The 22,735-nt window shown below is 61.7% G+C and carries 24 protein-coding genes, 1 tRNA gene and 1 other RNA gene; 16 read left to right on the top strand and 10 right to left on the bottom strand.

The window, feature by feature from the left end; genetic code table 11:
- Positions 1-31 precede the first annotated feature (31 nt).
- From ftsE to ssrA, 6 genes are all read left to right on the top strand, one after another.
- Positions 32-721: a cell division ATP-binding protein FtsE gene (gene ftsE, locus H2510_RS03060; protein ID WP_084346910.1), complete on the top strand. Its 690-nt coding sequence runs from the start codon at positions 32-34 to the stop codon at positions 719-721.
- A 159-nt stretch (positions 722-880) separates the two neighbouring features.
- Positions 881-1,786 carry a permease-like cell division protein FtsX gene (gene ftsX, locus H2510_RS03055; protein ID WP_186626853.1) on the top strand — a complete coding sequence of 302 codons (906 nt, stop codon included), beginning with the start codon at positions 881-883 and terminating at the stop codon, positions 1,784-1,786.
- Positions 1,787-1,992: 206 nt separating this feature from the next.
- Positions 1,993-2,466, top strand: coding sequence for an SsrA-binding protein SmpB (gene smpB, locus H2510_RS03050; RefSeq protein ID WP_084346912.1), 474 nt, complete (start codon positions 1,993-1,995; stop codon positions 2,464-2,466).
- Positions 2,467-2,474: 8 nt separating this feature from the next.
- Positions 2,475-3,326, top strand: coding sequence for a DMT family transporter (locus tag H2510_RS03045; RefSeq protein ID WP_186627146.1), 852 nt, complete (start codon positions 2,475-2,477; stop codon positions 3,324-3,326).
- 79 nt (positions 3,327-3,405) lie between these two features.
- Positions 3,406-4,782, top strand: a complete 1,377-nt coding sequence (locus H2510_RS03040; RefSeq protein ID WP_186626852.1) for an NAD(P)H-binding protein — start codon at positions 3,406-3,408, stop codon at positions 4,780-4,782.
- A 94-nt stretch (positions 4,783-4,876) separates the two neighbouring features.
- Positions 4,877-5,247: a transfer-messenger RNA gene (ssrA, locus tag H2510_RS03035) on the top strand.
- A gap of 65 nt (positions 5,248-5,312) precedes the next feature.
- Here the strand turns inward: ssrA and H2510_RS03030 are convergent.
- The 3 genes from H2510_RS03030 to H2510_RS03020 form a co-directional block, all read right to left on the bottom strand.
- Positions 5,313-5,657, bottom strand: coding sequence for a tyrosine-type recombinase/integrase (locus H2510_RS03030; RefSeq protein WP_315901191.1), 345 nt, complete (start codon positions 5,655-5,657; stop codon positions 5,313-5,315).
- Positions 5,658-5,745: 88 nt separating this feature from the next.
- The gene (locus H2510_RS03025) at positions 5,746-6,519 is read right to left on the bottom strand and encodes a DUF2510 domain-containing protein (protein ID WP_186626851.1); all 774 of its coding nucleotides are present in this window, start codon (positions 6,517-6,519) and stop codon (positions 5,746-5,748) included.
- Positions 6,520-6,580: 61 nt separating this feature from the next.
- Positions 6,581-6,721, bottom strand: a complete 141-nt coding sequence (locus H2510_RS03020) for a DUF3263 domain-containing protein (protein WP_186626850.1) — start codon at positions 6,719-6,721, stop codon at positions 6,581-6,583.
- 234 nt (positions 6,722-6,955) lie between these two features.
- On the opposite strand from H2510_RS03020, the gene pgm reads away from it, so the two are divergent.
- From pgm to H2510_RS03000, 4 genes are all read left to right on the top strand, one after another.
- Positions 6,956-8,596 (top strand): phosphoglucomutase (alpha-D-glucose-1,6-bisphosphate-dependent), encoded by a 1,641-nt coding sequence (gene pgm / locus H2510_RS03015; protein WP_186626849.1) that lies wholly within the window; start codon positions 6,956-6,958, stop codon positions 8,594-8,596.
- Positions 8,590-9,819 (top strand): MFS transporter, encoded by a 1,230-nt coding sequence (locus H2510_RS03010; RefSeq protein WP_186627144.1) that lies wholly within the window; start codon positions 8,590-8,592, stop codon positions 9,817-9,819. The genes pgm and H2510_RS03010 overlap by 7 nt, the downstream gene beginning before the upstream one ends.
- A 55-nt stretch (positions 9,820-9,874) precedes the next feature.
- On the top strand, positions 9,875-10,627 hold the full coding sequence (locus H2510_RS03005) for a thioredoxin domain-containing protein (RefSeq protein ID WP_186626848.1): 753 nt from the start codon (positions 9,875-9,877) through the stop codon (positions 10,625-10,627).
- Positions 10,628-10,723: 96 nt separating this feature from the next.
- Positions 10,724-10,796 (top strand) — tRNA-Ala (locus H2510_RS03000).
- 142 nt (positions 10,797-10,938) lie between these two features.
- Here the strand turns inward: H2510_RS03000 and H2510_RS02995 are convergent.
- Both H2510_RS02995 and H2510_RS02990 read right to left on the bottom strand, forming a co-directional pair.
- Positions 10,939-11,286: an Lsr2 family protein gene (locus tag H2510_RS02995; protein ID WP_186626847.1), complete on the bottom strand. Its 348-nt coding sequence runs from the start codon at positions 11,284-11,286 to the stop codon at positions 10,939-10,941.
- A 175-nt stretch (positions 11,287-11,461) separates the two neighbouring features.
- Positions 11,462-13,168 carry an FAD-dependent oxidoreductase gene (locus tag H2510_RS02990; RefSeq protein ID WP_186626846.1) on the bottom strand — a complete coding sequence of 569 codons (1,707 nt, stop codon included), beginning with the start codon at positions 13,166-13,168 and terminating at the stop codon, positions 11,462-11,464.
- Between the two features lie 255 nt (positions 13,169-13,423).
- Here H2510_RS02990 and H2510_RS02985 point away from each other — a divergent pair, with 255 nt between their 5' ends.
- Together H2510_RS02985 and H2510_RS02980 are read left to right on the top strand one after the other, a co-directional pair.
- Complete coding sequence (locus tag H2510_RS02985; RefSeq protein ID WP_186626845.1) at positions 13,424-14,467, top strand: N-acetylmuramoyl-L-alanine amidase; 1,044 nt, start codon at positions 13,424-13,426, stop codon at positions 14,465-14,467.
- An 11-nt stretch (positions 14,468-14,478) separates the two neighbouring features.
- Positions 14,479-15,534 carry a GTP-binding protein gene (locus tag H2510_RS02980; protein WP_186626844.1) on the top strand — a complete coding sequence of 352 codons (1,056 nt, stop codon included), beginning with the start codon at positions 14,479-14,481 and terminating at the stop codon, positions 15,532-15,534.
- Positions 15,535-15,555: 21 nt separating this feature from the next.
- Here the strand turns inward: H2510_RS02980 and H2510_RS02975 are convergent, their stop codons facing one another.
- From H2510_RS02975 to glp, 3 genes are read right to left on the bottom strand one after another with little or no spacing between them, the layout of a single operon-like run.
- On the bottom strand, positions 15,556-15,969 hold the full coding sequence (locus H2510_RS02975) for a molybdenum cofactor biosynthesis protein MoaE (protein ID WP_186626843.1): 414 nt from the start codon (positions 15,967-15,969) through the stop codon (positions 15,556-15,558).
- Positions 15,966-16,964, bottom strand: coding sequence for a bifunctional molybdenum cofactor biosynthesis protein MoaC/MoaB (moaCB, locus tag H2510_RS02970; protein WP_186626842.1), 999 nt, complete (start codon positions 16,962-16,964; stop codon positions 15,966-15,968). The genes H2510_RS02975 and moaCB overlap by 4 nt, the downstream gene beginning before the upstream one ends.
- On the bottom strand, positions 16,961-18,148 hold the full coding sequence (glp, locus tag H2510_RS02965; protein ID WP_186626841.1) for a gephyrin-like molybdotransferase Glp: 1,188 nt from the start codon (positions 18,146-18,148) through the stop codon (positions 16,961-16,963). The genes moaCB and glp overlap by 4 nt, the downstream gene beginning before the upstream one ends.
- 174 nt (positions 18,149-18,322) lie before the next feature.
- Between glp and moaA the strand changes: the two genes are divergently transcribed.
- On the top strand, positions 18,323-19,429 hold the full coding sequence (gene moaA / locus H2510_RS02960; RefSeq protein ID WP_186626840.1) for a GTP 3',8-cyclase MoaA: 1,107 nt from the start codon (positions 18,323-18,325) through the stop codon (positions 19,427-19,429).
- On the top strand, positions 19,422-19,664 hold the full coding sequence (locus H2510_RS02955) for a MoaD/ThiS family protein (RefSeq protein WP_186626839.1): 243 nt from the start codon (positions 19,422-19,424) through the stop codon (positions 19,662-19,664). Before moaA ends, H2510_RS02955 begins: the two co-directional genes overlap by 8 nt.
- 9 nt (positions 19,665-19,673) lie before the next feature.
- On the opposite strand, the gene nadE is transcribed toward H2510_RS02955, so the two are convergent.
- Entirely contained in the window at positions 19,674-20,519 is an 846-nt protein-coding gene (gene nadE, locus H2510_RS02950) for an ammonia-dependent NAD(+) synthetase (protein WP_186626838.1), read from the bottom strand.
- Between the two features lie 36 nt (positions 20,520-20,555).
- Here nadE and H2510_RS02945 point away from each other — a divergent pair, with 36 nt between their 5' ends.
- Positions 20,556-21,320 (top strand): fructosamine kinase family protein, encoded by a 765-nt coding sequence (locus H2510_RS02945; RefSeq protein WP_186626837.1) that lies wholly within the window; start codon positions 20,556-20,558, stop codon positions 21,318-21,320.
- Here H2510_RS02945 and H2510_RS02940 read toward each other — a convergent pair.
- Positions 21,284-21,922 carry a TetR/AcrR family transcriptional regulator gene (locus tag H2510_RS02940; protein ID WP_186626836.1) on the bottom strand — a complete coding sequence of 213 codons (639 nt, stop codon included), beginning with the start codon at positions 21,920-21,922 and terminating at the stop codon, positions 21,284-21,286. The genes H2510_RS02945 and H2510_RS02940 overlap by 37 nt on opposite strands.
- A gap of 96 nt (positions 21,923-22,018) precedes the next feature.
- Between H2510_RS02940 and H2510_RS02935 the strand changes: the two genes are divergently transcribed.
- Positions 22,019-22,585: an NAD(P)H-dependent oxidoreductase gene (locus tag H2510_RS02935; RefSeq protein WP_186626835.1), complete on the top strand. Its 567-nt coding sequence runs from the start codon at positions 22,019-22,021 to the stop codon at positions 22,583-22,585.
- The last annotated feature ends 150 nt before the right edge of the window (positions 22,586-22,735 follow it).

Here is a 22,735-nt window from a genome sequence, read left to right as displayed (position 1 = left end):
CTACCCGCCGGTAAGGACTACACTGCGAGCCGTGATCAGCACCACGAATGTGTCCAAGTCGTACAAGACGTCGACCAGGCCTGCTCTGGACAACGTGACCGTTTCCGTGGACAAGGGCGAGTTCGTCTTTCTCATCGGACCATCGGGTTCGGGCAAGTCGACGTTCATGCGTCTGCTCTTGAAGGAAGAGAGCCCGACCTCAGGGGACATCCACGTAGCGGACTTTCACGTCAATCGGCTCGCGTCACGGCGGGTTCCACGGTTGAGGCAGAGCATGGGTTGTGTCTTCCAGGACTTCCGGTTGCTGCAGCAGAAAACCGTCGTCGAGAACGTCGCGTTCGCCCTGGAAGTAATCGGCAAGCCGCGCTCGATGATCAAGCGGACAGTGCCCGAGGTTCTCGAATTGGTCGGGCTCGGTGGTAAATCCGATCGTTTGCCCTCCGAGTTATCCGGCGGCGAACAACAACGCGTCGCGATCGCACGCGCATTCGTCAACCGACCTCTGGTTCTGTTGGCCGACGAGCCGACCGGAAACCTCGATCCCGACACCAGCCAAGACATCATGATGCTGCTCGAGCGGATCAACCGAACCGGCACGACTGTTCTCATGGCTACCCATGACAATCACATCGTCGACTCGATGCGGCGACGCGTCGTCGAACTGGACAACGGCCGAGTGGTGCGAGACGAGGCTCGCGGGGTCTACGGCGTGGGCAGATAGCCTCCCCGGCCGTTCCGCAGGCTCCACTAGTGCAGTCCTCGGGTCGTTCCGCAGGCTCCACTCCCGGACCTCGGGTCGTTCCGCAGGCTCCACTCCCGCCGGCAAGGCCGGCTGACATGACTTTCTCGACCGCACACACCGAAGGGCTCGGATTCCGCGATGCGCGCAAGTTTCATTTTCAGTGAGGTTCTGACCGGACTTCGCCGCAACATCACCATGACCATCGCCATGATTCTCACGACCGCGATCTCGCTCGGCCTGTTCGGCGGCGGTCTGCTGGTCGTACAGATGGCAGGAAAAACGCAACAGATCTTTCTCGATCGCGTCGAGGTGCAGATATTCCTCACCGACGACATTTCCGCGACCGACCCAGAGTGCGCGCAAGACACATGCTCGGCGCTGCGTCGAGACCTGGAGTCGACTCCCTCAGTCGTGTCCGTGGAGTACCTGAATCGGGATGACGCGGTCAAGGACGCCACCGAGCGAGTCTTCAAGGACCAACCAGAGTTGGCACAGTTGGTGAGCCCCGACAGCTTCCCGGCGTCGTTCAAAGTCAAGTTGAGTGATCCCGAGCGGTTCGGCGTCATCAACGACAACTTTGCCGAACGTCCCGGAGTGCAGAGCGTGCTCAACCAACGCGATCTGGTCGAGCGGCTCTTCAGCGTGTTGAACGGGGTACGTAACGCCGCCTTCGCAATCGCCATCGTTCAGGCGATAGCCGCAGTTCTATTGATTGCCAACATGGTTCAGATTGCCGCGTTCACCAGGCGAACCGAGGTCGGCATCATGCGACTGGTCGGCGCAACACGGTGGTACACGCAATTGCCGTTCCTGCTCGAGGCCGTCGTCGCCGCGATCATCGGATCTGCACTTGCGATCGCAGGCCTGTTCGGAGCCAAGAACATCTTCATAGACGACGTACTCGCCGACGTATACGAAGCCAACATTCTCGCCCGCATCTCCAACAGTGACGTGCTGCTGGTGTCGCCGTTCCTGGCCCTCGTCGGCATCGGTATGGCTGCCGTGACTGCCTACATCACGCTGCGCCTCTACGTCAGAGAATAAAATCCGCTCCATACACTCACCCTGGTCGCTCCGCAGGCTCCGCTCCGGCTAATCCTGGTCACTCCGCAGGCTGCGCTCCGGCTAATCCTGGTCACTCCGCAGGCTCCGCTCCGGCCGGAAGAAAACCGATTGCGCACCGGTTCTATGCTGGAGCGGCTGTGTACACGAGCGCACACGCCTTCCCGCGCTCGAGAAAGGGCCCTGCAGTGAGAGAGAAGGGCCGTAAGGCCATCGCGACCAACCGAAAAGCGCGACACAACTACGCGATCCTCGATGTCTACGAGGCCGGTGTCGCCCTTGTCGGAACCGAAGTGAAGAGCCTTCGCGAAGGCAAAGCATCCTTGGCCGACGCTTTTGCGACTGTAGATGACGGTGAGGTGTGGCTGCGTGGACTGCACATCCCCGAGTACACGCAGGGCAGCTGGACCAACCATGCACCGAGGCGCACTCGGAAGCTTTTGCTACACAAGCGAGAAATCGAGCGTTTGGCGGGCAAGGTCAAGGAAGGCAGCCTGACGATCGTCCCGCTGTCGATGTATTTCTCCGATGGCAAGGTCAAGGTCGAACTTGCCTTGGCCAGAGGTAAGCAGGACTACGACAAGCGTCAGGACCTGGCGCGCCGCACCGCCGAGCGCGAGGTGACGCGCGAACTCGGACGTCGTATCAAGGGCATGCGCTGACAGCAATCCTGCTCGCGCTCGTCGCAGCCGTCGGCTACGGAGTCAGCGACTTCGTCGGCGGAGTCGCATCGAGGCGGGTAGCCGCACTTCGAGTCGTCATAGTCTCGTACCCGTTCTCGTTGGTCGTCGTCTTGCTGATAGCCCCATTCGTAGGCGGGACCGTGTCGTTGGTTCCGATGTTGTGGGGGCTGGCGTCCGGGGTCGCCGGGGGGCTTGCGGTGTGGTGGTTCTATCTCGCCTTGGCGTCGGGACCGATGGCCGTCGTGTCGCCGCTGACGGCCGTTCTCGTCGCAGGTATTCCAGTGCTCGCTGGGCTCATGATCGGGGAAAGACCCGGCATACTCGCGTTCTGCGGAATTGCTCTCGCGCTCGTTGCGGTCGTCTTGGTGAGTAAGGAGTCGCCGGACGAGGCGACCGGTGAGGTCGCGGGTGGTCGCGACATGAAATTCACCCGTACTGTCGCCTGGCTGACAGTCGGCTCGGGTATCACTTTCGCGTTGGCGTTCATCTGTCTCCATCAGATCGGCGAAGGGTCTGGGCTGTGGCCACTGGCCGCGTCGCGAGCCTCTGCGACCGCCGTCGTGTGGAGCGTTGCCTTGGCAACCGGTCACTTTTCCGCCCCCCATGGAAGTGTCCTGAAACTCGCGGCGTTCGTCGGCGTGCTCGACGTCGTCGCGAACGCCGCACTGCTCTACGCCTACCAGGGCGGAATGCTCTCGCTTGTCAGCGTCATCGCGTCGCTGTATCCGGCGGCGACGGTGCTGTTGGCGATGGTCATGCTCGGCGAGCGTGTTGGTCGTCTGCAGCAGATCGGAATGGTCATAGCTCTCGGTGCGGTCGGGATGATCGCCGTCGCGTGATGATCCGATTCCGGCTGGGTGCACATGATTGCCGTGCCGATCCCGGTTGAATCACCCACTACGGGGGTATCAGGGGTTGATGACCGCCAACATCAACTCGACCCCGCTTCGCGTGCTTGTCACCGGAGCGACGGGCTATCTCGGAGGACGCCTCGCTCCGCGGCTTCTCGACGCCGGTTACACAGTGCGAGTGTTGGCGCGTAACCCTGACAAGCTGGACGGTGTTCCGTGGGCAGACGACGTCGAGATCGCGCAGGGTGACCTCAACGATCGAGATTCTCTGAAGGCTGCGTTCGCGGACGTGGACGTCGTCTACTACCTCGTTCACTCGATGGGCTCGGTGGGCCACGACAATTTCGCGGACGCCGAGCGTGCCGGCGCAGAGAACGTCGCCGAGGTCGCCGCTGAAAGCGGAGTGGGAAGAATCGTCTACCTCGGCGGATTGCACCCCACCGACGGCCAGCTGTCGGAGCATCTGCAATCTCGCGCCGAAGTAGGTCGGATTCTCATCGAATCCTCGGTCCCCACCCTGGTGCTCCAGGCCGGTGTCGTGATCGGTTCGGGATCGGCGTCCTTCGAGATGATCCGGCACCTGACGAACCGTCTACCGGTCATGACTACGCCGAGATGGGTGCACAACAGGATTCAGCCGATAGCGGTGCGAGACATGCTCCACTACCTCATCGGTGCCGCTGAGGCCGATCTGAAGGAAAGCCGAACGTTCGACGTCGGAGGCCCCGACGTCATGGAGTACGGCGAAATGATGAACATTTACGCAGGAGTGGCCGGGCTGCGCCAGCGTCGGATGGTGGTGCTGCCGGTGTTGACGCCGCGTCTCGCCGGCCACTGGATCGGACTGGTCACCCCGATCCCGCGCGGACTGGCCATGCCACTCATCGAATCTTTGCAATTCGACGCCGTCGCACACGAAATGGACGTCGATTCGATCATCCCTCGACCTGCAGGCGGTCTGACTTCGTATCGCGAGTCCGTGCGTCTCGCGCTGCGGAACATCGAGGAGGGGGAGGCCGAAACGACGTGGTCCGACTCCGACTCGGCACAACCGTCCGATCCACTGCCGACCGATCCGACATGGGCCGGGGAGGTCGTCTATTGCGACAGTCGCAGCGTATTTCTCGGTAGTGGGCCGAGCGAGATCCGTAGTCGACTGCGAGGCGCTGTCGAATCGGGTGAATTGAAGGGTTGGCGTCGGGAGGATCGTGAAGGGGAAAACTCGGGTGAGGTGCGGTTGCGGTCTACCGCATCACTGCCGGGCGACGCGCGGATGCAGTACCAGGTCATCTCGGCGGGTGGTGGTACTCGACTCGAACAGCGAACCTACTTCTTCCCACGCGGACTCGCAGGGAGGGTGTTCTGGTACGGGTCTCTGCCTGCCCGCAAGGTCCTTCTGGGTCGTACGCTGCAGGCGGTTGTGCGGCAGGTCGACCGCGCCTGACACACCACGGTTGGTATCCCCATGGGTATCGGGATGATTCTGCTCGGCGCACGCGTTACACTGACAAGCCGGAGCACAGTGCTTCGGAACATACGGGGCTGAACGGTTTCGACTTTGTATGTTGAGTCAGGGGAAGCGTGTCGGTGCAGGCGAGAGACCACCGTAAGCGTCATCGCAAAAATATAAGCGCCGATTCCAATCAGCGCGACTACGCACTCGCTGCCTAAGTAGCGACTGCGTGTCTGTCAGTCCGGGCTTGCCCTCGGTCCGGGTACTGGCATCAGCTAGAGGGCTTACCGATTCACTCGGCCACGGAGTGATGAGGAAAATCAAACAGTGGCTGGGATCGTCATCCTGGCTTGTTTGCGAGATCGGGAGATCCAAGTAGAGGCATAGCAGACTGCACACGGAGAAGCCCTGGCAATGCAGCAGAGGACCCGGGTTCGATTCCCGGCAGCTCCACAAAGACCAGGTCGACTAACCTAAACGGGTTACTCGATCTGGTCCTTTTTTTTGCACCCACAGGACGCTTACTGGACGCTTTCAACATCACGCCATCCGCGCAACCGTATGAACCCGACTCCGACCGAAATACCATCCTGAGTCATCGACACCTGCGCATGACTCAACTGATCCGCCGCCACCCGAGCAGACAATCCCTCATCATCGAGAATCGCCGCGACCGTCTTGCGGAACGTATGAGACGTCACCCAATCCGAACCGAGCGTCGCCCCCACCTGCCTCCACTGCCGCGCCACCGTATCCGGATCACGCAACGTCCCCGAAGACGACTCGAACAGCATCGTCCCCCGCGCTGGCCGATCCTTTACGCCGTCCGGACGTAGCGAAGCATTCACCGTCTGCGTCCCAGGCACGGCACAACGCTTGCCACCGACCATCCGGCAGTGGTGTGCGGCTGATCTTCCCGTGCGCACCCACGGGCAGGCTCGGACGAGGCACCGGCTACCTGCCGCGGGCCAATGCACTGACACAGTCCTGAACCTTCAAGCCTGCGTCGTCGCCTGCATTACCGAAGGTGCCACGGCCGAATGCGAACCCTGGTGTGACGTCACGAGAATTGCCCGAAAGGTTGACGACACCGATTCCCGGCGACAACCACACCACGCCCGAGACGGACCGAGTGACACCATCGGATCGATAGACGTTGGCTCCGACGTATTCGTACTGGACACCGTTGATGATGTCGGACGCGGCAGCGACGTCGAGCAAGACGCGGCCGTCCGTGAGCGCAGCCTCGATGGCAGCGAGCACGCTGGGGTCCGGTTCGGTACAGCCTGCGTCGGCCGCCGAAGTAGCCGGCGGCAGTAGCGAAACCCCTGGACGTGCTGTCGTTGTCGTTGCCATGGGTGCAGAGACGCGCGGCATCACTGTCACGGGGGGCTGCTCGTATGGAACTACCGCTCGTTCTGTACGGGTTGAAGATGCCGACGTTGCGGTGGTTTCACTGCGGGTCGACGCTGCCTGCATGTGTGAATCGTCGCTGCGGGTGTCGTTCCATGCGGTGTAGCCGACGAAGGCAACTATGACGGCGGCTACGACACCGGCCGCGATATAGTTCCGTCGTTTCTGCTCCGGCGTCTGCGGTGTTTTCTTTGGCGCGTCTGGTGGTGTCGGAGCCACCGGTATCCGCTGAACCGCCGACGTCCACTGCCGCCCATCCCACCACCGCAGTTGTCCCGATCCCTCCGGGTCCGAATGCCAACCTGGCTGAGCCATGTAATTCCCCTCTGTTGGGCACGCCACTTCAGGCGTGAGTCTTTGATCTTGCGGAGTCCCTTCAACACCGGTTCCGCAGCCTGCGCGTCCAGTCATCAAACAAACTAAACAACACCAGATAGTGGCGCACCGCCGACATTTCGAGCTCGTCGGCGATCGAAGGTCCTTTCTCGGCCACCCGCCACCACTTGTGCTCGAACACGAGTATCGCCTCTCGCCGTCGATCCGACATCGCTCCCAGGCGAGGGCATCGACAAGGTGGTCTCCAGTCCCGCCACGACGGCGGCTCTTGTTTGTGACCGCAATGATCAGCCAAAATCAGCAGGTACCTCTTGCACATTCTCAAGGGTGCAGTTCGCAGGTGCGCCGATGCGAAACTTCACCGGGGAACTAGTGTTGTCTCCGGGTTTACTCGGCGACAAGAAGGAGGCGCATCGTGGCGCACGAACGAGCTGGTTCCATTGCTCTACCCGAGGATCTCGTCGATCTCGCACAGCTGGTCACGGCCTACTACTCGCGTACTCCGGACATGTCGGATCCGGGCCAACACGTCGTTTTCGGGACCTCCGGTCACCGTGGATCGAGCCTCGATACGGCGTTCAACGAGGCCCATATTCTCGCAACGACGCAGGCGATAGTCGAATACCGCGCCGCGCAGGGAATCACCGGGCCGATGTTCATCGGCCGTGACACGCACGCTCTGTCCGAGCCCGCCTGGACCACCGCGTTGGAAGTTCTTGCCGCAAACGATGTTTCGGTACTCGTCGACTCCGGAGATCGCTATACGCCGACGCCCGCGGTCAGTCACGCGATTCTGCGCTACAACTCGACCGGATCTTCGGCCAAAGCCGACGGCATCGTCGTGACACCTTCGCATAATCCGCCGCGCGACGGCGGATTCAAGTACAACCCTCCGCACGGTGGTCCCGCCGACAGTGACGCCACGTCTGTGATCGCGGACCGTGCGAACGAGATTCTGCGCGGTGGACTGGCAGGTGTGAAGCGTGTGTCGTTGGCGACCGCTCTGAGTACCTCGGTGGACAAATACGACTTCCTTGGAACTTACGTCGAGGATCTGCCGAACGTCGTCGATCTCGACGCGATCAGGTCGGCCGGGGTGCGCATCGGCGCCGATCCGCTCGGTGGTGCGAGTGTCGACTACTGGCAGGCGATCGCCGAGCGTCACAACCTCGACCTCACTGTCGTCAATCCGCTCGTCGATGCGACTTTTCGCTTCATGACGCTCGACACCGACGGAAAGATCCGAATGGATTGTTCGTCTCCCAACGCGATGGCGTCGTTGATCGCGGCACGGAACTCGTACGACATCTCCACCGGAAACGACGCCGACTCGGATCGCCATGGCGTGGTGACACCTGACGGTGGTCTGATGAATCCCAATCACTATCTGGCAGTTGCAATCGATTACCTGTTCACCCATCGGCCGGGCTGGTCGCCGAACTGCAAAGTCGGAAAGACTTTGGTGTCGTCGTCGATGATCGATCGTGTCGTCGCAGGCCTCGGTAAAGATCTGCTCGAGGTACCTGTCGGATTCAAATGGTTCGTGCCGGGACTCCTCGACGGCGGTCTCGGATTCGGCGGCGAGGAGTCGGCGGGAGCGTCGTTCCTGCGGACCGATGGGCAGGTGTGGACGACGGACAAGGACGGCATCATCCTTGCGTTGCTCGCTTCCGAGATCACCGCTGTCACGGGCAAAACGCCGTCTCAGCGCTACGCCGACTTCACTGCGCAGTACGGCAGTCCCGTGTATGCACGGGTCGATGCGCCGGCTTCACGTGAGGACAAGGCCATCCTGGCCAAGCTCTCTGCTGATCAGGTCACGGCAACCGAACTTGCGGGGGAGAAGATCACGGCCACACTGACTACCGCACCCGGTAATGGTGGCGCGATCGGGGGACTGAAAGTGACCACCGAAAACGCGTGGTTCGCCGCACGTCCATCGGGAACCGAGGATGTCTACAAGATTTACGCCGAATCGTTCAAGGGCGAAGATCATCTCGCGCGGGTTCAGACTGCTGCGAGAGAACTGGTGTCTCAGGCACTCGACCGATCGTGACAGCTTCGAAACCCACCGACGCTGTGAAGGGCGGCGCACTGCCGTCGCAAATCTGGGTCTTGATCTCGGCGAGCTTCGTGATAGCTCTCGGATTCGGCATCGTCGCACCGGTAATTCCACAGTTCGCCACCGAATTCGGAGTCGGCGTAGTTGCTGCGTCGGCGGTCATCAGCGTGTTCGCGGCGATGCGACTGTTGTTTGCGCCTGCCAGCGGGCTTTTGGTGCAGAAGCTCGGTGAGCGGCCGGTCTACCTGGCCGGATTGTTGATCGTGGCTGCATCGACCGGTGCCTGCGCTTTCGCCCAAACCTATTGGCAGCTCCTGATCTTTCGGGGGCTCGGCGGCATCGGATCGACAATGTTCACGGTGTCGGCTCTGGGCCTTCTCATCCGAATGAGCCCGGCGGACAGCCGTGGACGCGTATCGGGGTTCTACGCGACGAGTTTTCTGATGGGTTCGATAGGTGGCCCGCTCGTCGGCGGAGCGGTCGTCGGATTGGGTTTACGAGCACCCTTCATCATCTACGCGATCGCTCTGATCATCGCTGCTGCCGTCGTCTTCTTCAGCCTCGGCAATGTCGATTCGACCGAATCCGAGCACGGTTCTGCAGTGCCGATGATGTCGCTACGCGCTGCTTTGAGAGTGCCCGCCTACCGTGCTGCTCTTTCCTCGAATTTCGCGACGGGGTGGGCAGTGTTCGGTGTCCGCGTTGCGTTGGTTCCGCTGTTCGTCGTTGCAGTTCTCGACCGCTCGGCTGCGGTGGCTGCTGTGGCGCTGGCGGTCTTCGCGGTCGGAAATGCCCTCGTGCTGATCACCTCCGGACGGCTTTCCGACGTACGCGGGCGAAAACCTTTTGTCGTCGCAGGCCTGATCGTTGCGGGTCTGGGCACCGCAGCCATCGGTCTGACCGATAACGTGGCGCTGTTCATGATCGCCTCTTTCGTTGCGGGTTTCGGGTCCGGTCTGATGACACCGGCGCAGCAGGCCTCGGTGGCCGACATCATCGGCTCCCGTGCACGCGGTGGCCCAGTTCTCTCGACATTCCAAATGGCATCCGACGTCGGGGCGATCTTCGGGCCCATCGTCGCCGGAATGGTGGTCGAGTACTACTCCTACGGAACGGCCTTCGTGATGTCCGGGGCGATTCTGCTCGCTGCGGCAGTGTGGTGGCTGTTTGTGAAGGATACGGCGAGCGCGGCAAAAGCAGCTGCCCGTAAGCAATGAAGTGCTTCCCGGCGCCTCGCGCCTCGGTTGGGTAGCACTCCGTACTATTTCCACCGTGAGCCAAAAAAGAACATCGAGTGCGAAGTACACCCCACAACCGACGTCGAGCACCTCTACGTACGTTCTGGCCGCGGTGGCGGTACTCGTGGTCGCTGTGGTCGTCGTCGTGGCGGTCATGTGGCAGCGCGGCAGTGACACTCCACGCAACGACGGTTACGGCACGGTCAAAAATTCGAATGTTGAATTGACGGTTCTTCCCGACGGCGTCGTCCAGCTCGCAGTAGCAAATGCCGCGCCGGTCGTGGATCTGTTCGAAGATCCGATGTGTCCCTTCTGCGGTGACCTAGAAGTCAAGCACGGCCAGGAGTTGGCACAGAAGATCGACGACGGTGCGGTAGCCGTCCGATATCACCTGGTTGTGCTTCCACAACTGGACGCTTCTTCGGCGAGCGGTAGCTACTCGAGTCGGGCGGTTGCTGCGTCTCATTGTGTCGCCGCATCGGAGAATGCCATCGTGTATTCGGCATTTCACGCGGGACTTTTCGGCACAGAATTCCAACCCGAAGAAAACGGTGATTCCGACCGCACCGACACCGAACTCGCCGACCTTGCCCAGAAGAGTGGCGCAGGAGAGGCGACCACGCAGTGCATTCTGTCCGGGGCGATGACCGATGTGGCCGCAGCAGATGCGGCGAGCGCCCGTGAAGCCCTGTCCGCGGCCGGCGCAGCCGGAACCCCTGGTGTTCTCGTCGATGGTCAGGTCGTCGATGCTCTCCGCGACTCGTCCTGGATCGAATCGATCGGCTGACCGAACATTTCCTGTCCCAGCAGCGGATTTGTAGCAGTATGCGGCCATGGTGTAACTTCGTTCGAGCAACCGCAAAACAGCGCGGCTGTGAAGTACGGGGCTATGGCGCAGCTGGTAGCGCACCACACTGGCAGTGTGGGGGTCAGGGGTTCGAGTCCCCTTAGCTCCACCGAGTTCGTCCTGAAAGAAGTACACGCAAGCCCGGACCGGTGATCCTGGTCAGGGCTTGCGCTGTTTGCGGGGGTGAACGAGTAATGGGGGCCACCTCGTGGTGGCCCCCATTTACTTGCCCAGACGTGCCGCAGCCCCGGTCAGTGAGCAGCGTCGAATGCGTTCTCGACGTCCGAGGGAATTCGGCCCCGGGCCGAAATGGTGTATCCGTTCGATTTTGCCCACTCGCGGATAGCCTTCGTTTGATTGGCATCGCGTTTCTGACCGGTCGAGGTGGAGCCGACGGCCTTCTTGACCCGCTTACCGCCGACACGGGCCGAGTGTTCGATGTAGTAATCGAGTTTGCGGTGGAACTCTTTGGCGTTTTTGTCGCTGAGGTCGATTTCGTAGCTGACGCCGTTGACGGAATAGCTTATGTGCTCTCCGCCGGAGTCGATCGGCTTGTCGTCGATATCGTCGACCAGTTGAACATAAACTTTCTTGGCCATTCTGGAGGTCTCCAATGATCAATCGGGATGAATCCGCGTATAACTCAAGAAACTATACGACCGAACACTCGAATAATCCATGTCAGCGACTGTGTATCGAAAGTTCATGTATTGATCTGCCCACTGGGAATCTACGATATCGACGAAACAAGTTCTCGGATCCGAATAATTGGAATCAGGAACGATCTGTACTCGGAGGCTGAGCTGCGAGCCGCATCTCGTCCAGGCCGACAAACTTCACGCGGGGACGCCCAGTGTCTTTTCCAGCCGAAATCTCTGCTTTGTCGATGCGTGCCCATGCAGGAAAGTCGAGTGCGTCGGGCGCTTTCTTCTCCAGCAATAGGTCGAGTTCCGCTCGATCCGCGCGGGGATGAGGAAGACGGTCAGCAACTATGTCTTCGAGCAGGCTCCGAACGGTCTCAGCTGCACACTTCTTGTTGGTTCCGATCACGCCGGTGGGCCCGCGCTTTATCCAGCCTGTCGCGTAGGTTCCAGATACCGGTTCGCCTGAATTGTCGATCACGCGGCCTTCCTTGTTAGGAATCACGCCGACACCGGAATCGAACGGCACGCCTGGTATCTCGCTTCCGTGATAACCGACCGAACGCAGAATCAGACCGGTGTCGAGCATCTCCTCGGTCGAGGTTCGCTCGGCTTTCACCGTGCCGGACTCATCGGTTCGCAGTTCATTGTGTATCAGACGGATCGAGGTGACCGACTCTTCTCCGAGTATCTCGTCAGGGGAAACGCAGAAACGGAGCACAATGCGCTTCCGGTTCGGGTCGGATCCTGCGCCATGGCCGGCTCCGGCTGAAATCTCGCGAGCCAGTTCCACCTTCAACGCGGTGGAGGGTTCGGCGGTGCCGGATTCCAGAGCTGCCAGTGTGGCGGCGTCTGGTTCGGCTTCGTCGGCCGACAACACGATGTCGATGTCGGCAGCATTCATCAACCCGATCAATTCGGGGTTCGTGTATGCGGCCTGGGCGGACCCACGTCGACCCAGAACTACCACCTCGCGAATCTTGCTGCCTCGCAAAGCCTCCAACGCGTGGTCGGCGATATCGGTGTTCTCGAGTTCTGCAGGCGAAACCAGCAGAACACGAGCGATGTCGAGGGCGACGTTTCCGTTGCCTACGATGACTGCTCTCTCGTTGGTCAGGTCGTAGTTGCGGTCGGCGTAGTCGGGGTGGCCGTTGTACCACCCGACGAATTCGGCTGCTGCGTGACTGCCGGGAAGGTCTTCCCCTGGAATTCCGAGGCGTCGATCGTTGGATGCGCCTGTCGCATAGATGACCGCATCGTGGTGTTCGAGAAGTTCTTCGTGAGAGATATCGGAGCCGATCTCGACGCCGAGATGGATCCGTACCGACTTCTTGCCGCCGACCGCGCGGAAGAGATCGGTCACCGCCTTGGTGCCTGGATGATCGGGGGCCACGCCCGCCCGAACAAGCCCGTACGGGGTCAACAGGCGGTCGTACATCTCGACCTCGATACCGCGGATGGACGCGAGTTCGGTGGCGGCGTAGAACGCTGCAGGGCCTGATCCGACGACGGCAATTCTTCGGCCCGTGAAGTCGACGCCTTTGAAGGGCGAAGCAACCGTGTTGTACCCACTGCTCTGCATCGGGTGGAATTGGAAGTAGTTGGCATTTATCCCGAGGTATCGCTCTTGCTCGGGCTCCAATTCGTGGTCGGCGCGGATGGCGTCGACGGGGCATTCGTCCACACACGCACCGCAGTCGATGCAGGTAGCCGGATCGATGTGCAGCATCTCCGAGGTCATGAAGCCAGGTTCGTCCGGCGTGGGGTGAATACAGTCGACTGGACACACATCGACGCACGATGCGTCGTTGCAGCAGGGTTGAAGAATCACGAACGTCATGAACCTGTTCTACCGCGAGATGCACAACTGCGTGGCAGGTTCACTACTCCTACTGCAACGGTTCGGTGTCGACTTGCTCACATTCCGCTTGCAGATTCGGATCAGCCGGTATCGCGCGACCAACTCGGCTTCACTTTCTGCTTCACTTGTGACGAAAGTGTCTGCTGTTGCTGGTGTGTGCCACAGAGGCTGCTGATTCGCTATGTGGAAGGGGAGTGACACGCTCGACTTCGTCGGAGTGTGTCCAACTGCTTGATGAATAGAACCTCTGTGCTCGGCGTGCTGTCCGCAGGTGTGATGGCCGGCGCGCTGATGATTCCCGCAACAGCGTCGGCTGCACCTTCGGGCGTAGACCTCGACGGCAAAACGGTCTTCGTGGATCCCGGTCACCAAGGAGCGGGCCACGCCGAGAATCTGGCTGCGCAGGTGGACGACGGCCGCGGCGGTACCAAGGACTGCCAGACATCAGGGATGACCACCGTCAACGGCGTCGCCGAACACACCATCAACTGGAACGTCGCTCAGCTGGTGAAATCGAGTTTGGAAAGCCTCGGTGCCTCGGTCGTCATGAGCCGTGCCGACGACTCTGCGTGGGGCGGCTGTGTCGATGACCGAGCACGAGCGGCCAGTGCGTCCGGGGCGGACGTCGCTGTCAGCATCCATGCGGACTCGACGGCTGTGGGCACCGATGCAGACAAGTACGGGTTCCACCTGATCGTCCCCACGCTCCCCATTCCCGACGCGGCTGCCAACGCGGCCCAGTCGGAAGGTGGTCTGGCCGCATCGAAACTGATGCGCGACGCGTACGAGCGAGCCGGGTTCAGTGCCGCCAACTACGCGGGGGTAGTCGACGGACTGCAGGAGCGTTCCGACATCGCCGGGCCGGCACTGACCAGTGTGCCTTTGGTTTTCGTCGAGATGGGAAACGGCTCCAATCCTGACGACGCTGCTGTGCTCGAAAGCCCGGAGGGGCAGCTGAAGCACGCCATCGCGATCTCCACCGGGCTGATCGACTATCTCCTCGGCCCGCACACCACTGTCGCGGCACTACCGGTGGAGGATGGACCGGAAGCACCGTCCGACTCGGCCACGGCGACCCCTGCTGCTGGTAAGCCGAAGCTCGAAGCCGCCCCGACTTCGGCCGGGGGGAGTCCGCTCGCGCGCTTGCTTGCCGGGATCGCACCCTACGTCGATTCCGTCGGGATCGACGGATTGTCGGATCTGGTGACCGACGACAACGTTCGGTCGGTGTCGAACTTCGCGCAGGGCCTGCTGAAGCAGATGCTCGCAACCGAGTAGCCTCACGACTCGTGGCGCGTGCACTCGGAGACCGAAGGATTCCCGTAATTCTCGTCTCAGGATTTCTCGGTGCGGGCAAGACGACGTTGCTCAATCACCTGCTTCGCCACAATCGAGGAATTCGCATCGGAGTCATCGTCAACGACTTCGGCTCGATCAATATCGATTCGATGATGGTTGCAGGTCAAGTCGATTCGATGGTGGCCCTCGGTAACGGGTGCATCTGCTGCGCCGTGGACATCGAGGAAATGGATTCGATGTTCGACGTTCTGTCCGAGCCCGCGAGGGCACTCGACGTGATCGTGGTCGAGGCCAGTGGCATTGCGGAGCCGAGAAGCCTCATTCGAATGGTGCTGGCCAGCGCCAATTCTGCGATCGTCTATGGCGGCCTTGTCGGAGTCGTCGATGCAGTCGAATTCGGCGGCACCGTCGAACGGCATCCCGAGATCGAACAACACCTCCGCCTCGCAGACCTCGTGGTACTCAACAAGACCGACCGACTCGACGATGCCGAGACGGCTGCGGGCCTCGACAGTGTCCGCGAGATAGTCGGAGACGTCCCGATCGTGGTGACCAGACATGGCCGCGTCGACGCAGCGTTGCTCTTCGATGTTCCGACACGTGCTGACGACAGAAGCTCGGCACGGCAATTGTCGTTCGACGAGGTGCTGTACGAGGACGAGGATCTCGGCGATCACTCGCAGCATCTGCACGCCGCCTATACGACTACGAGTTTCGAGACCGAAGAGCCGATGGACCCGCGCCGCTTCATCGAGGTGATGGAGAATCCTTCGGGAGAGGTCTACCGCGCAAAGGGTTTCGTATATTTCGGTGTGGATGGCTACGCGGGGAAATACGTACTCGGTACGGTCGGCCGTCATATCCGACTGGAATCGACCACGTGGGGCCGCGACGAGCGAAGAGCGACCTCACTGGTATTGATCGGAACGGATATCGACGAAGAATTGGTGGAGGTCCGCCTGCTCGACTGCATCCGCCGGGCCGGGGACCCGACCGATCGAGCAGCGATGCTACCGGTTCATCGATACACGCCGAATCCGGCGTGAACAGACGCCCTGCCACATCAGTCAGAGGCCGACCCATTCCGAAGTACCCGTGGCGAAATGCTGACGCTTCCAGATGGGAACTTCGGACTTGATGCGTTCGACGAGCGTGGCGCACGTCGCGAAGGCTTCCGCGCGATGTGGTGACGCGACCGCGGCGACGAGCGCGACATCGCCGACGACCAGGTCCCCGACGCGATGTACTGCCGCGACGGGCAACCCTGATTGCGCCGCCACTTCGGCGCAACACGCGCGGAGAAATTTCTCTGCGTCAGGATGCGCCTGATATTCGAGTGCGGAAACCGCTTGACCGCCATCGTGATTGCGCACCACGCCGCTGAAGAGCACGACCGCGCCGTGCTCCGGCCCGGCGACTGCGGCCTCGACGATTTCGATATCGATCCGATCCTTCGAGATCTCTGCCAGAGGCTCGTTCACGGCAATTCGCCTTCCTGTGTTTCGGCGTGCAGACCGTCACCGGCAACCTGCGCGAGCAGATGGTCGAGGATCGGCCCGAGGACCGAAAGTCCGTCCTTGACCCCCCCGGGTGACCCAGGCAAATTCACGATGACGGTCGTTCCTGCAAGCCCGGTCAGTCCACGACTCAAGGTCGCATGAGGAGTGACGGTGGTTCCCTTGGCCCGAATCGCGTCGGCGATCCCGGGGAGTTCGCAATCGAGAACTGCTCGTGTCGCCTCGGGGGTGGCATCGGTCGGTGACACGCCTGTACCCCCGGTGGTGATCACCAGTGATGGCGCACCGGTCAATGCGTCGTCCAGGCCGGATGCGATATCGGCGTCGGCAAATACCAACGGCCCGCGAACAGTGAACTCGCGCTCGCGCAGCCACCGCGCTATCACCGGTCCGGTGGTGTCCTCGCGGGTTCCTCGCGCACCACCGGTCGACGCTACGAGTACAACAGCTGATCTCGTTCCAGCGCAGGGTGTTTCGTGGGCCTTCTCGACGCTCCGAGACCATCGCCCACTCTTTCCGCCCTCTTTGCTCAGCAGACGGACGTTGTTCATGGTTGCGGACGGGTCGACGGCCTTGACCATGTCGTGCAGGGTGAGACCGGCGACGGCTACGGCCGTCAGCGCCTCCATTTCCACTCCCGTCGGGCCGGTGGTCTTTGCCGTCGCCTCGACAGTGATCGTCGTTTCGGTGAATCCGAAGCGCACATCGACCGAAGACAGTGCCAGCTGATGGCACAGCGGTATCAGCTCGGAGGTCTTCTTGGCCCCGGAAATACCCGCGATTCGAGCCGTGGCCAACACATCTGCCTTCGGCATTCCATCGGCGCGGACGAGGGACACAACCTCGGCAGTGGTGGCCAGTTCGCCTGCAGCGACTGCTATTCGGGTGGTGTCGGACTTGTGCGACACGTCGACCATGCGGGCGCGGCCTTCGGAATCGAGATGGGAAAAACTTGTCATAACGGCACCACTGTCACTTCGGACCCTGCGGTCATCTCGGTCACTTCGACGGGCACGTCCACCAACACATCAGCCCATGCCATCGCGGCAACGAGGTGCGAACCTGCTCCGGCGATCAGTGTCACGGTTTCTCCCTCCAGCTTTCCTCTCAAGAACTGCCGCTTGCCTGCGACGGAGGTGACGTCTGCTGCCAACTTCGCCACCCGGGTGGGCACCGGCGGTAAGCCTGCTGCTTCACGAAGCACATCGCGTGCGAAGACCAGGAACGACACGACGGTGCTCACCGGATTACCCGGAAAGTTCAAAACGGGAACGCCGTCGACGACGGCTGTACCTTGCGGTCCGCCTGGCTGCATCCGTACCGGCCCGAATTGCCCGCCCAGTGGGAGCAACACATCCTTCACGACCTCGAAATCGCCCATGGACACCCCGCCGGAGGTAATGACGAGCTCGGATTCGGCGGCAGCAGCGGTGACGATGCGATAGAAGTCCGCCGGCTCGTCCGAGCTGCGGTGTACGCCCGTGACTTCGGCGCCGTTGCTGCGAAGATGAGATGCCAGTGCGATTCCATTGGAATCGAAAATTTGGCCGAGCCGAAGCGACGAGCCCGCCTCGACGAGTTCGGCGCCGGTGGTGATCACGGCAACCCGTGGTCGACTGCGAACCTGCGTGTGCGACAAGCCGACTGCGGCAAGGACTGCAATGTGACGAGGTTCGAGAAGCTGGCCTGCGTGGATCAGCGTGGTACCAGCGATGACGTCGCTGCCCTGCTCGCGAATGTAGTCACCGGGTTGTCTGGACACTTCGATAGTTACGGAATGCTCGTCACCTGCAGTCGTGTGCTCGACGGGCACGATGGTGTCCGCACCTTCCGGGACCGGGGCGCCGGTCATGATCTTGACGCTGGTGCCGGGTTGCACTGCACTCGGTCCGGTCGCTCCCGCGGCCACTGTGCCCGCAACCTCGAGGGTCACCGGAACCGTGGTGATCGCCGACGAGTGGACTGCGTATCCATCCATCTGCGAATTCCTGAACAGTGGAAGATCGACCGGCGAAGCGACGTCGGCGTAGGCGACACGGCCCAGTGCATCGCTCAGCAGGACCGACTCCGCGGTGCGTGTCTTCAAGGGATCGAGTAGGCGTCGAACGTGAGCGGCATGGTCCTCGACCGAGGCCGCGCTCATGCTCCGCTCGCCTTCGGGGCCGACTTGGCGCGGGTCTTCATATATTCGATCCTAGGCGTGCGTGTTTTCGAAATTGGAGACGGCCGAGGCCCCCCGTTCTGTGAGGAACGGCATACTGGACCGCGTAGCGTTGTCGGAGCGAGGATTCGCTCTTGTTTCTCGAGGAGGGTGCACATGACCGTCAGCAGTGTCGTCGGACTTGGTATCCCCTCGGTGAAGGGCTCCGAATCTTCCAATAACACCGAATCTTCGAAGAGCCCTGGGGTGTTCTCGGTGGACGACCGGCCCGATGTACCGGTTCTGATAGACCGGTTCGGCCGGGTGGCGCGCGATCTGCGGGTGTCCATCACCGAAAAGTGTTCGCTCCGTTGTACTTATTGCATGCCTGAAGAAGGTCTGCCTGCCATTCCGGCCGAGAACCTGCTCACTGCCGAGGAGATCGCGCGAGTGGTGTCCCTCGCGGTACATCGGCTCGGGGTCGAGGAAGTGCGCTTCACCGGTGGCGAACCGCTTATGCGGGCCGATCTGACCGACATTCTCGCCCGATGCGCACAGCGAGTGCCCGGCATTCCCCTTGCGATGACCACCAACGCCATCGGTTTGGAGCATCGGGCGGAGAGCCTCGTCGAAGCCGGACTGAGCCGAGTCAATGTCTCGCTCGACTCCATCGACCGCGCGCATTTCGCCGAACTCACCCGACGCGATCGTCTGCCGTCTGTCATGGCGGGAATCCGGGCAGCGAAGCGAGCCGGATTGAACCCTGTCAAAGTGAATGCCGTACTCATGCCGGAGACACTGCACGGTGCAGGTGACCTGCTCGAGTGGTGCCTGAACGAAGGCGTGGCTCTTCGATTCATCGAGCAGATGCCGCTCGACGCCGATCACGAATGGGCGCGTTCCAACATGCTCGACGCGCAGCAACTGCTCGATGTGCTCGCCACCCGTTTCGACCTCACCGAAGTCGGTCGCGAGGATCCGTCCGCGCCGGCCGAGGAGTGGGCAGTCGACGGAACCGACGCCACCGTGGGCATCATCGCGTCCGTCACCAGGTCCTTCTGTTCCGACTGCGACCGAACTCGGCTCACTGCCGAAGGAACAGTGCGGTCGTGTCTGTTCAGCGATGAGGAAACCGACCTGCGGGCGGCCATGCGCGGGGGAGCAACCGACGACGAACTCGCCGCACTGTGGCGTGGCGCAATGTGGAACAAGTGGGCAGGACACGGAATCGATGCCGAAGGTTTCGTGCCACCGACGAGAAGTATGGGAGCAATAGGTGGTTGAGGTTCGTTACTTCGCCGGTGCGGCGGACGCGTCGGGATGTGCCGCCGAGACATTCGACCTGCCCATGGGCAGTAATATCGCGGCGTTGAAAGCTGCGGTAGCTCACAGACACGGCGGAAAGGTGGCCGATGTTCTGCGCGTGTCTGCGTTTTTGATCGGTGACGATCTCACGCGTGATCCCACAGCGACGTTCGGTGAGCGAGTCGACATCCTGCCACCGTTCGCGGGCGGCTAGCCCGAGGGCTCAGTTCTCGGTGGTCCACCAATCGTCGAACGGTGTGACGGGAACCGTGCGCTTGTGCCTGGAGTTCAAGAACATCCTCTCCAGTTTCGCTGCGACCTCTTCGGTTACGTCCTTGCCTTCGAGGTAGTCGTCGATCTGCGCGTACGTCACACCCAGGGCCTCCTCGTCGGGAAGCGCTGGACGATCGTCCTCCAAGTCCGCGGTGGGCACCTTCTTCCACGTGCTCTCCGGTGCACCGAGTTCTCGCAGCAGCTCGGCGCCCTGACGCTTCGTCAGTCCGGTAAGAGGTGTGATGTCCACCCCGCCGTCGCCGAATTTGGTGAAGAATCCGGTGATCGCCTCGGCTGCATGGTCAGTGCCGACCACGACGTAGCCGAGTTCGCCGGCGAGCGCGTACTGCGCCACCATGCGCTCACGAGCCTTGATGTTGCCGCGCACGAAGTCGCGAACCGCCTCGTTGCCCAGGGCGTCCGCCACCGAGGCGGCCGCTGCGTCGGCCGATGCTTTGATATTGACCGTCACGGTCCGGTCGGGATCGATGAACGACAGTGCGATGGATGCATCGTCTTCGTCGGCCTGCACGCCGTAGGGGAGACGCACAGCAAGAAATCCTGCTTCGGCGCCTTCGCTGCGAAGTTCGGTGACCGCGCGTTGAGCCAGCTTTCCGGTCAAGGTGCTGTCCTGACCGCCACTGATGCCGAGCACGAACCCCGTGGCAGGTGTCGAACGGAGGTAGTTCTTGAGAAAGTCGACGCGTCGGGTGATCTCGGAGGCGGGGTCGATGGTCGACTGGACCGCGAGTTCACGTTGAATTCGAGTGCGCAATTCCGAACGGATGAGAGCCATCACGCCATCTTAGGTCTGCTCCGTACACTGCACGTGATGACAGCGAAGACCTTTTCGAAGTCCGATCGCAGTGCCCACCCCGACTTCTTTGCAGCCGAGGCAGCCGGGCTTGCGTGGTTACGAGCGGGCGGCGGCACGACAGTCGATGTGCTGGACGTCGGACCGACACATATCGATCTGGCCCGACTGGATCCCGGCTCGCCGACGCAGGCCGCGGCCCGCGCGTTCGGGGCTGGACTCGCTACCGTCCACGGTAGCGGAGCTCGTGGGTTCGGTTGTCCTCCAGATGGTTTCGATGGTCAGCTATTTATCGGGGCAAGGCCCATGTCGAGCGTCGAGCACTCGTCGTGGGGCTCGTTCTACGTCGAGGAAAGGGTTCTTCCGTTCCTGCGGGTAGCGCTCGAGGTGGGGAACGTGACGCCGAGTCAGGCGGCTGACATCGAGCGTGCGTCTGAGCGGGTCCGGGCGGGCTGTGTCGACGACGGCGAGCCGCCGAGCCGAATTCACGGCGATCTGTGGGCAGGCAATGTCGTATGGACAGATTCCGGCGCGGTGATGATCGATCCGGCAGCGCACGGCGGTCACCGTGAAACCGATCTGGCAATGCTGGAACTATTCGGTTGTCCACTTCTGGCGGATATCGTCGACGGCTATCAGTCGGTGTTTCGACTGCGCGAGGGCTGGAAGACGCGTATTCCGTTGCACCAGTTGCACCCTTTGGCGGTGCATGCCGCGGGCCACGGCCCTGCGTATGGCGCGGCACTTCACCGCGCTGCGTTGGCGGTGGTACGGCTTTCCTGACGGGTTGCTCGGCGGACCAGGTCTTCCCACCCGTCGGCGAGCCGTTGCTTCGACATGCCGAGGTCGCGGAATTGGTGCAGTACCAGCGTTGCTTCGAGCGGTGTCAGGAGTCCGTAAGCGAGGAGTTCGAGATCGCCCTCCACGCGGGCTGCTCGGAGGAGGGTCAGCACGTGCGTGTAGTTGACCTTGTGTGCAGGAGCCGAATATCGAAGTTCCGGTGAGTTTTCGGCCGCGCGCATGACCTCTCCTTGGACCTCGACGAGGTTCAAGCGTGCGCGCCCGAACGCGACCAATCTGTCGATCGGGTCCGCCCCCGGGCCCAGCGGTGGGGGGCCGAAAAGGAAGCCGTGCTGCAATTCCTTCTCGGTATGGTCCACCAGCGCTTGCATGAGCCCGGATCGGCTGCCGAATCGGCGGAAGACTGTGCCCTTGCCCACACCGGCTCGGGCGGCCAGTGCGTCCATCGTGACAGCGTCCGCCCCGACTGTGGAGACCATTTCTGTGGCCGCGTCCAGTAAGAGGCGTCGATTACGTGCAGCATCGCAGCGCTCGGTTTCCTCGCCTGCAATGGGGAGCATGAAGTCGGCCACAAGCGAAACCATACCTGTTCCTGGAATAGAAATGGACCGCAGTCCGCTTAGGGTGGTAAGAATCTACCTGCACCAGTCGCAGCTTCAACTTTCGAAGGAATTTCTTTCATGTCGCAAGCGCACGTCCTCGTTCTCGTCGGCAGTCTTCGCGTCGACTCCGTGAACAAGCAGATTGCCGAGACCGCCGCCGCGCTCGTACCGGAGGGTGCCGACGCGCTCATGTACGAAGGACTTGCAGATGTGCCGTTCTACAACGAGGACCTCGACGTCGCGGGCAAGGTGCCTGCGGCTGCGCTGAGTCTGCGTGCAGCCGCCGAGAATGCCACCGCGTTTCTCCTTGTCACCCCTGAATACAACGGCACCATTCCTGCGGTCTTGAAGAACGCCATCGATTGGCTGTCGCGTCCGTATGGGGTGGGCGCAGTGCAGGGAAAGCCGGTTGCCGTCATCTCCGCCTCGCCGAGCGGTAACGGGGCCAAGTGGGCTCATGACGACACGCGTAAGTCGGTCGGCATTGCAGGCGGAAAGGTTCTCGAGGACGTCGTGCTCACTATCGGCGGCACCATCGACAAGTTCGGGTCCGCGCATCCTCGTGAAAACGTAGAGGTGTCGGCACAGATTTCCGCTGTGGTGGCCGAGTTGGTCAAGGCATCGCACGAGCTCGTCGACGCCTGATTCGAAGCGCGCCGCTCCTGAATGAACTGCTCCGTCGAGGCGTCGTTGCAGAGCCCCCGAATTTGTGTTCGGGGGCTCTCTGCTGCCTACAGGTCGCAAACTTCACCCTCCGCGCGCCGCGTGTCGACTTGCGGTTGCGCGGGCTGCTCA

It is taken from the genome of Rhodococcus sp. BP22, assembly GCF_014281965.1.
In the GTDB taxonomy this organism is placed as follows: domain Bacteria; phylum Actinomycetota; class Actinomycetes; order Mycobacteriales; family Mycobacteriaceae; genus Rhodococcoides.
The sequence above is the reverse complement of the archived record's forward strand: the minus strand, read 5'-3'. Positions and strand labels throughout refer to the sequence as shown.

Coding starts and splice junctions, on each gene's coding strand:
- ftsX (WP_186626853.1), top strand. CDS start 881: ATGCGCGCAAGTTTCATTTTCAGTGAGGTTCTGACCGGACTTCGCCGC.
- H2510_RS03040 (WP_186626852.1), top strand. CDS start 3,406: ATGACCGCCAACATCAACTCGACCCCGCTTCGCGTGCTTGTCACCGGA.
- H2510_RS03025 (WP_186626851.1), bottom strand. CDS start 6,519: ATGGCTCAGCCAGGTTGGCATTCGGACCCGGAGGGATCGGGACAACTG.
- H2510_RS02995 (WP_186626847.1), bottom strand. CDS start 11,286: ATGGCCAAGAAAGTTTATGTTCAACTGGTCGACGATATCGACGACAAG.
- H2510_RS02990 (WP_186626846.1), bottom strand. CDS start 13,168: ATGACGTTCGTGATTCTTCAACCCTGCTGCAACGACGCATCGTGCGTC.
- H2510_RS02985 (WP_186626845.1), top strand. CDS start 13,424: ATGAATAGAACCTCTGTGCTCGGCGTGCTGTCCGCAGGTGTGATGGCC.
- moaCB (WP_186626842.1), bottom strand. CDS start 16,964: ATGACAAGTTTTTCCCATCTCGATTCCGAAGGCCGCGCCCGCATGGTC.
- glp (WP_186626841.1), bottom strand. CDS start 18,148: ATGAGCGCGGCCTCGGTCGAGGACCATGCCGCTCACGTTCGACGCCTA.
- moaA (WP_186626840.1), top strand. CDS start 18,323: ATGACCGTCAGCAGTGTCGTCGGACTTGGTATCCCCTCGGTGAAGGGC.
- nadE (WP_186626838.1), bottom strand. CDS start 20,519: ATGGCTCTCATCCGTTCGGAATTGCGCACTCGAATTCAACGTGAACTC.
- H2510_RS02945 (WP_186626837.1), top strand. CDS start 20,556: ATGACAGCGAAGACCTTTTCGAAGTCCGATCGCAGTGCCCACCCCGAC.
- H2510_RS02940 (WP_186626836.1), bottom strand. CDS start 21,922: ATGGTTTCGCTTGTGGCCGACTTCATGCTCCCCATTGCAGGCGAGGAA.
- H2510_RS02935 (WP_186626835.1), top strand. CDS start 22,019: ATGTCGCAAGCGCACGTCCTCGTTCTCGTCGGCAGTCTTCGCGTCGAC.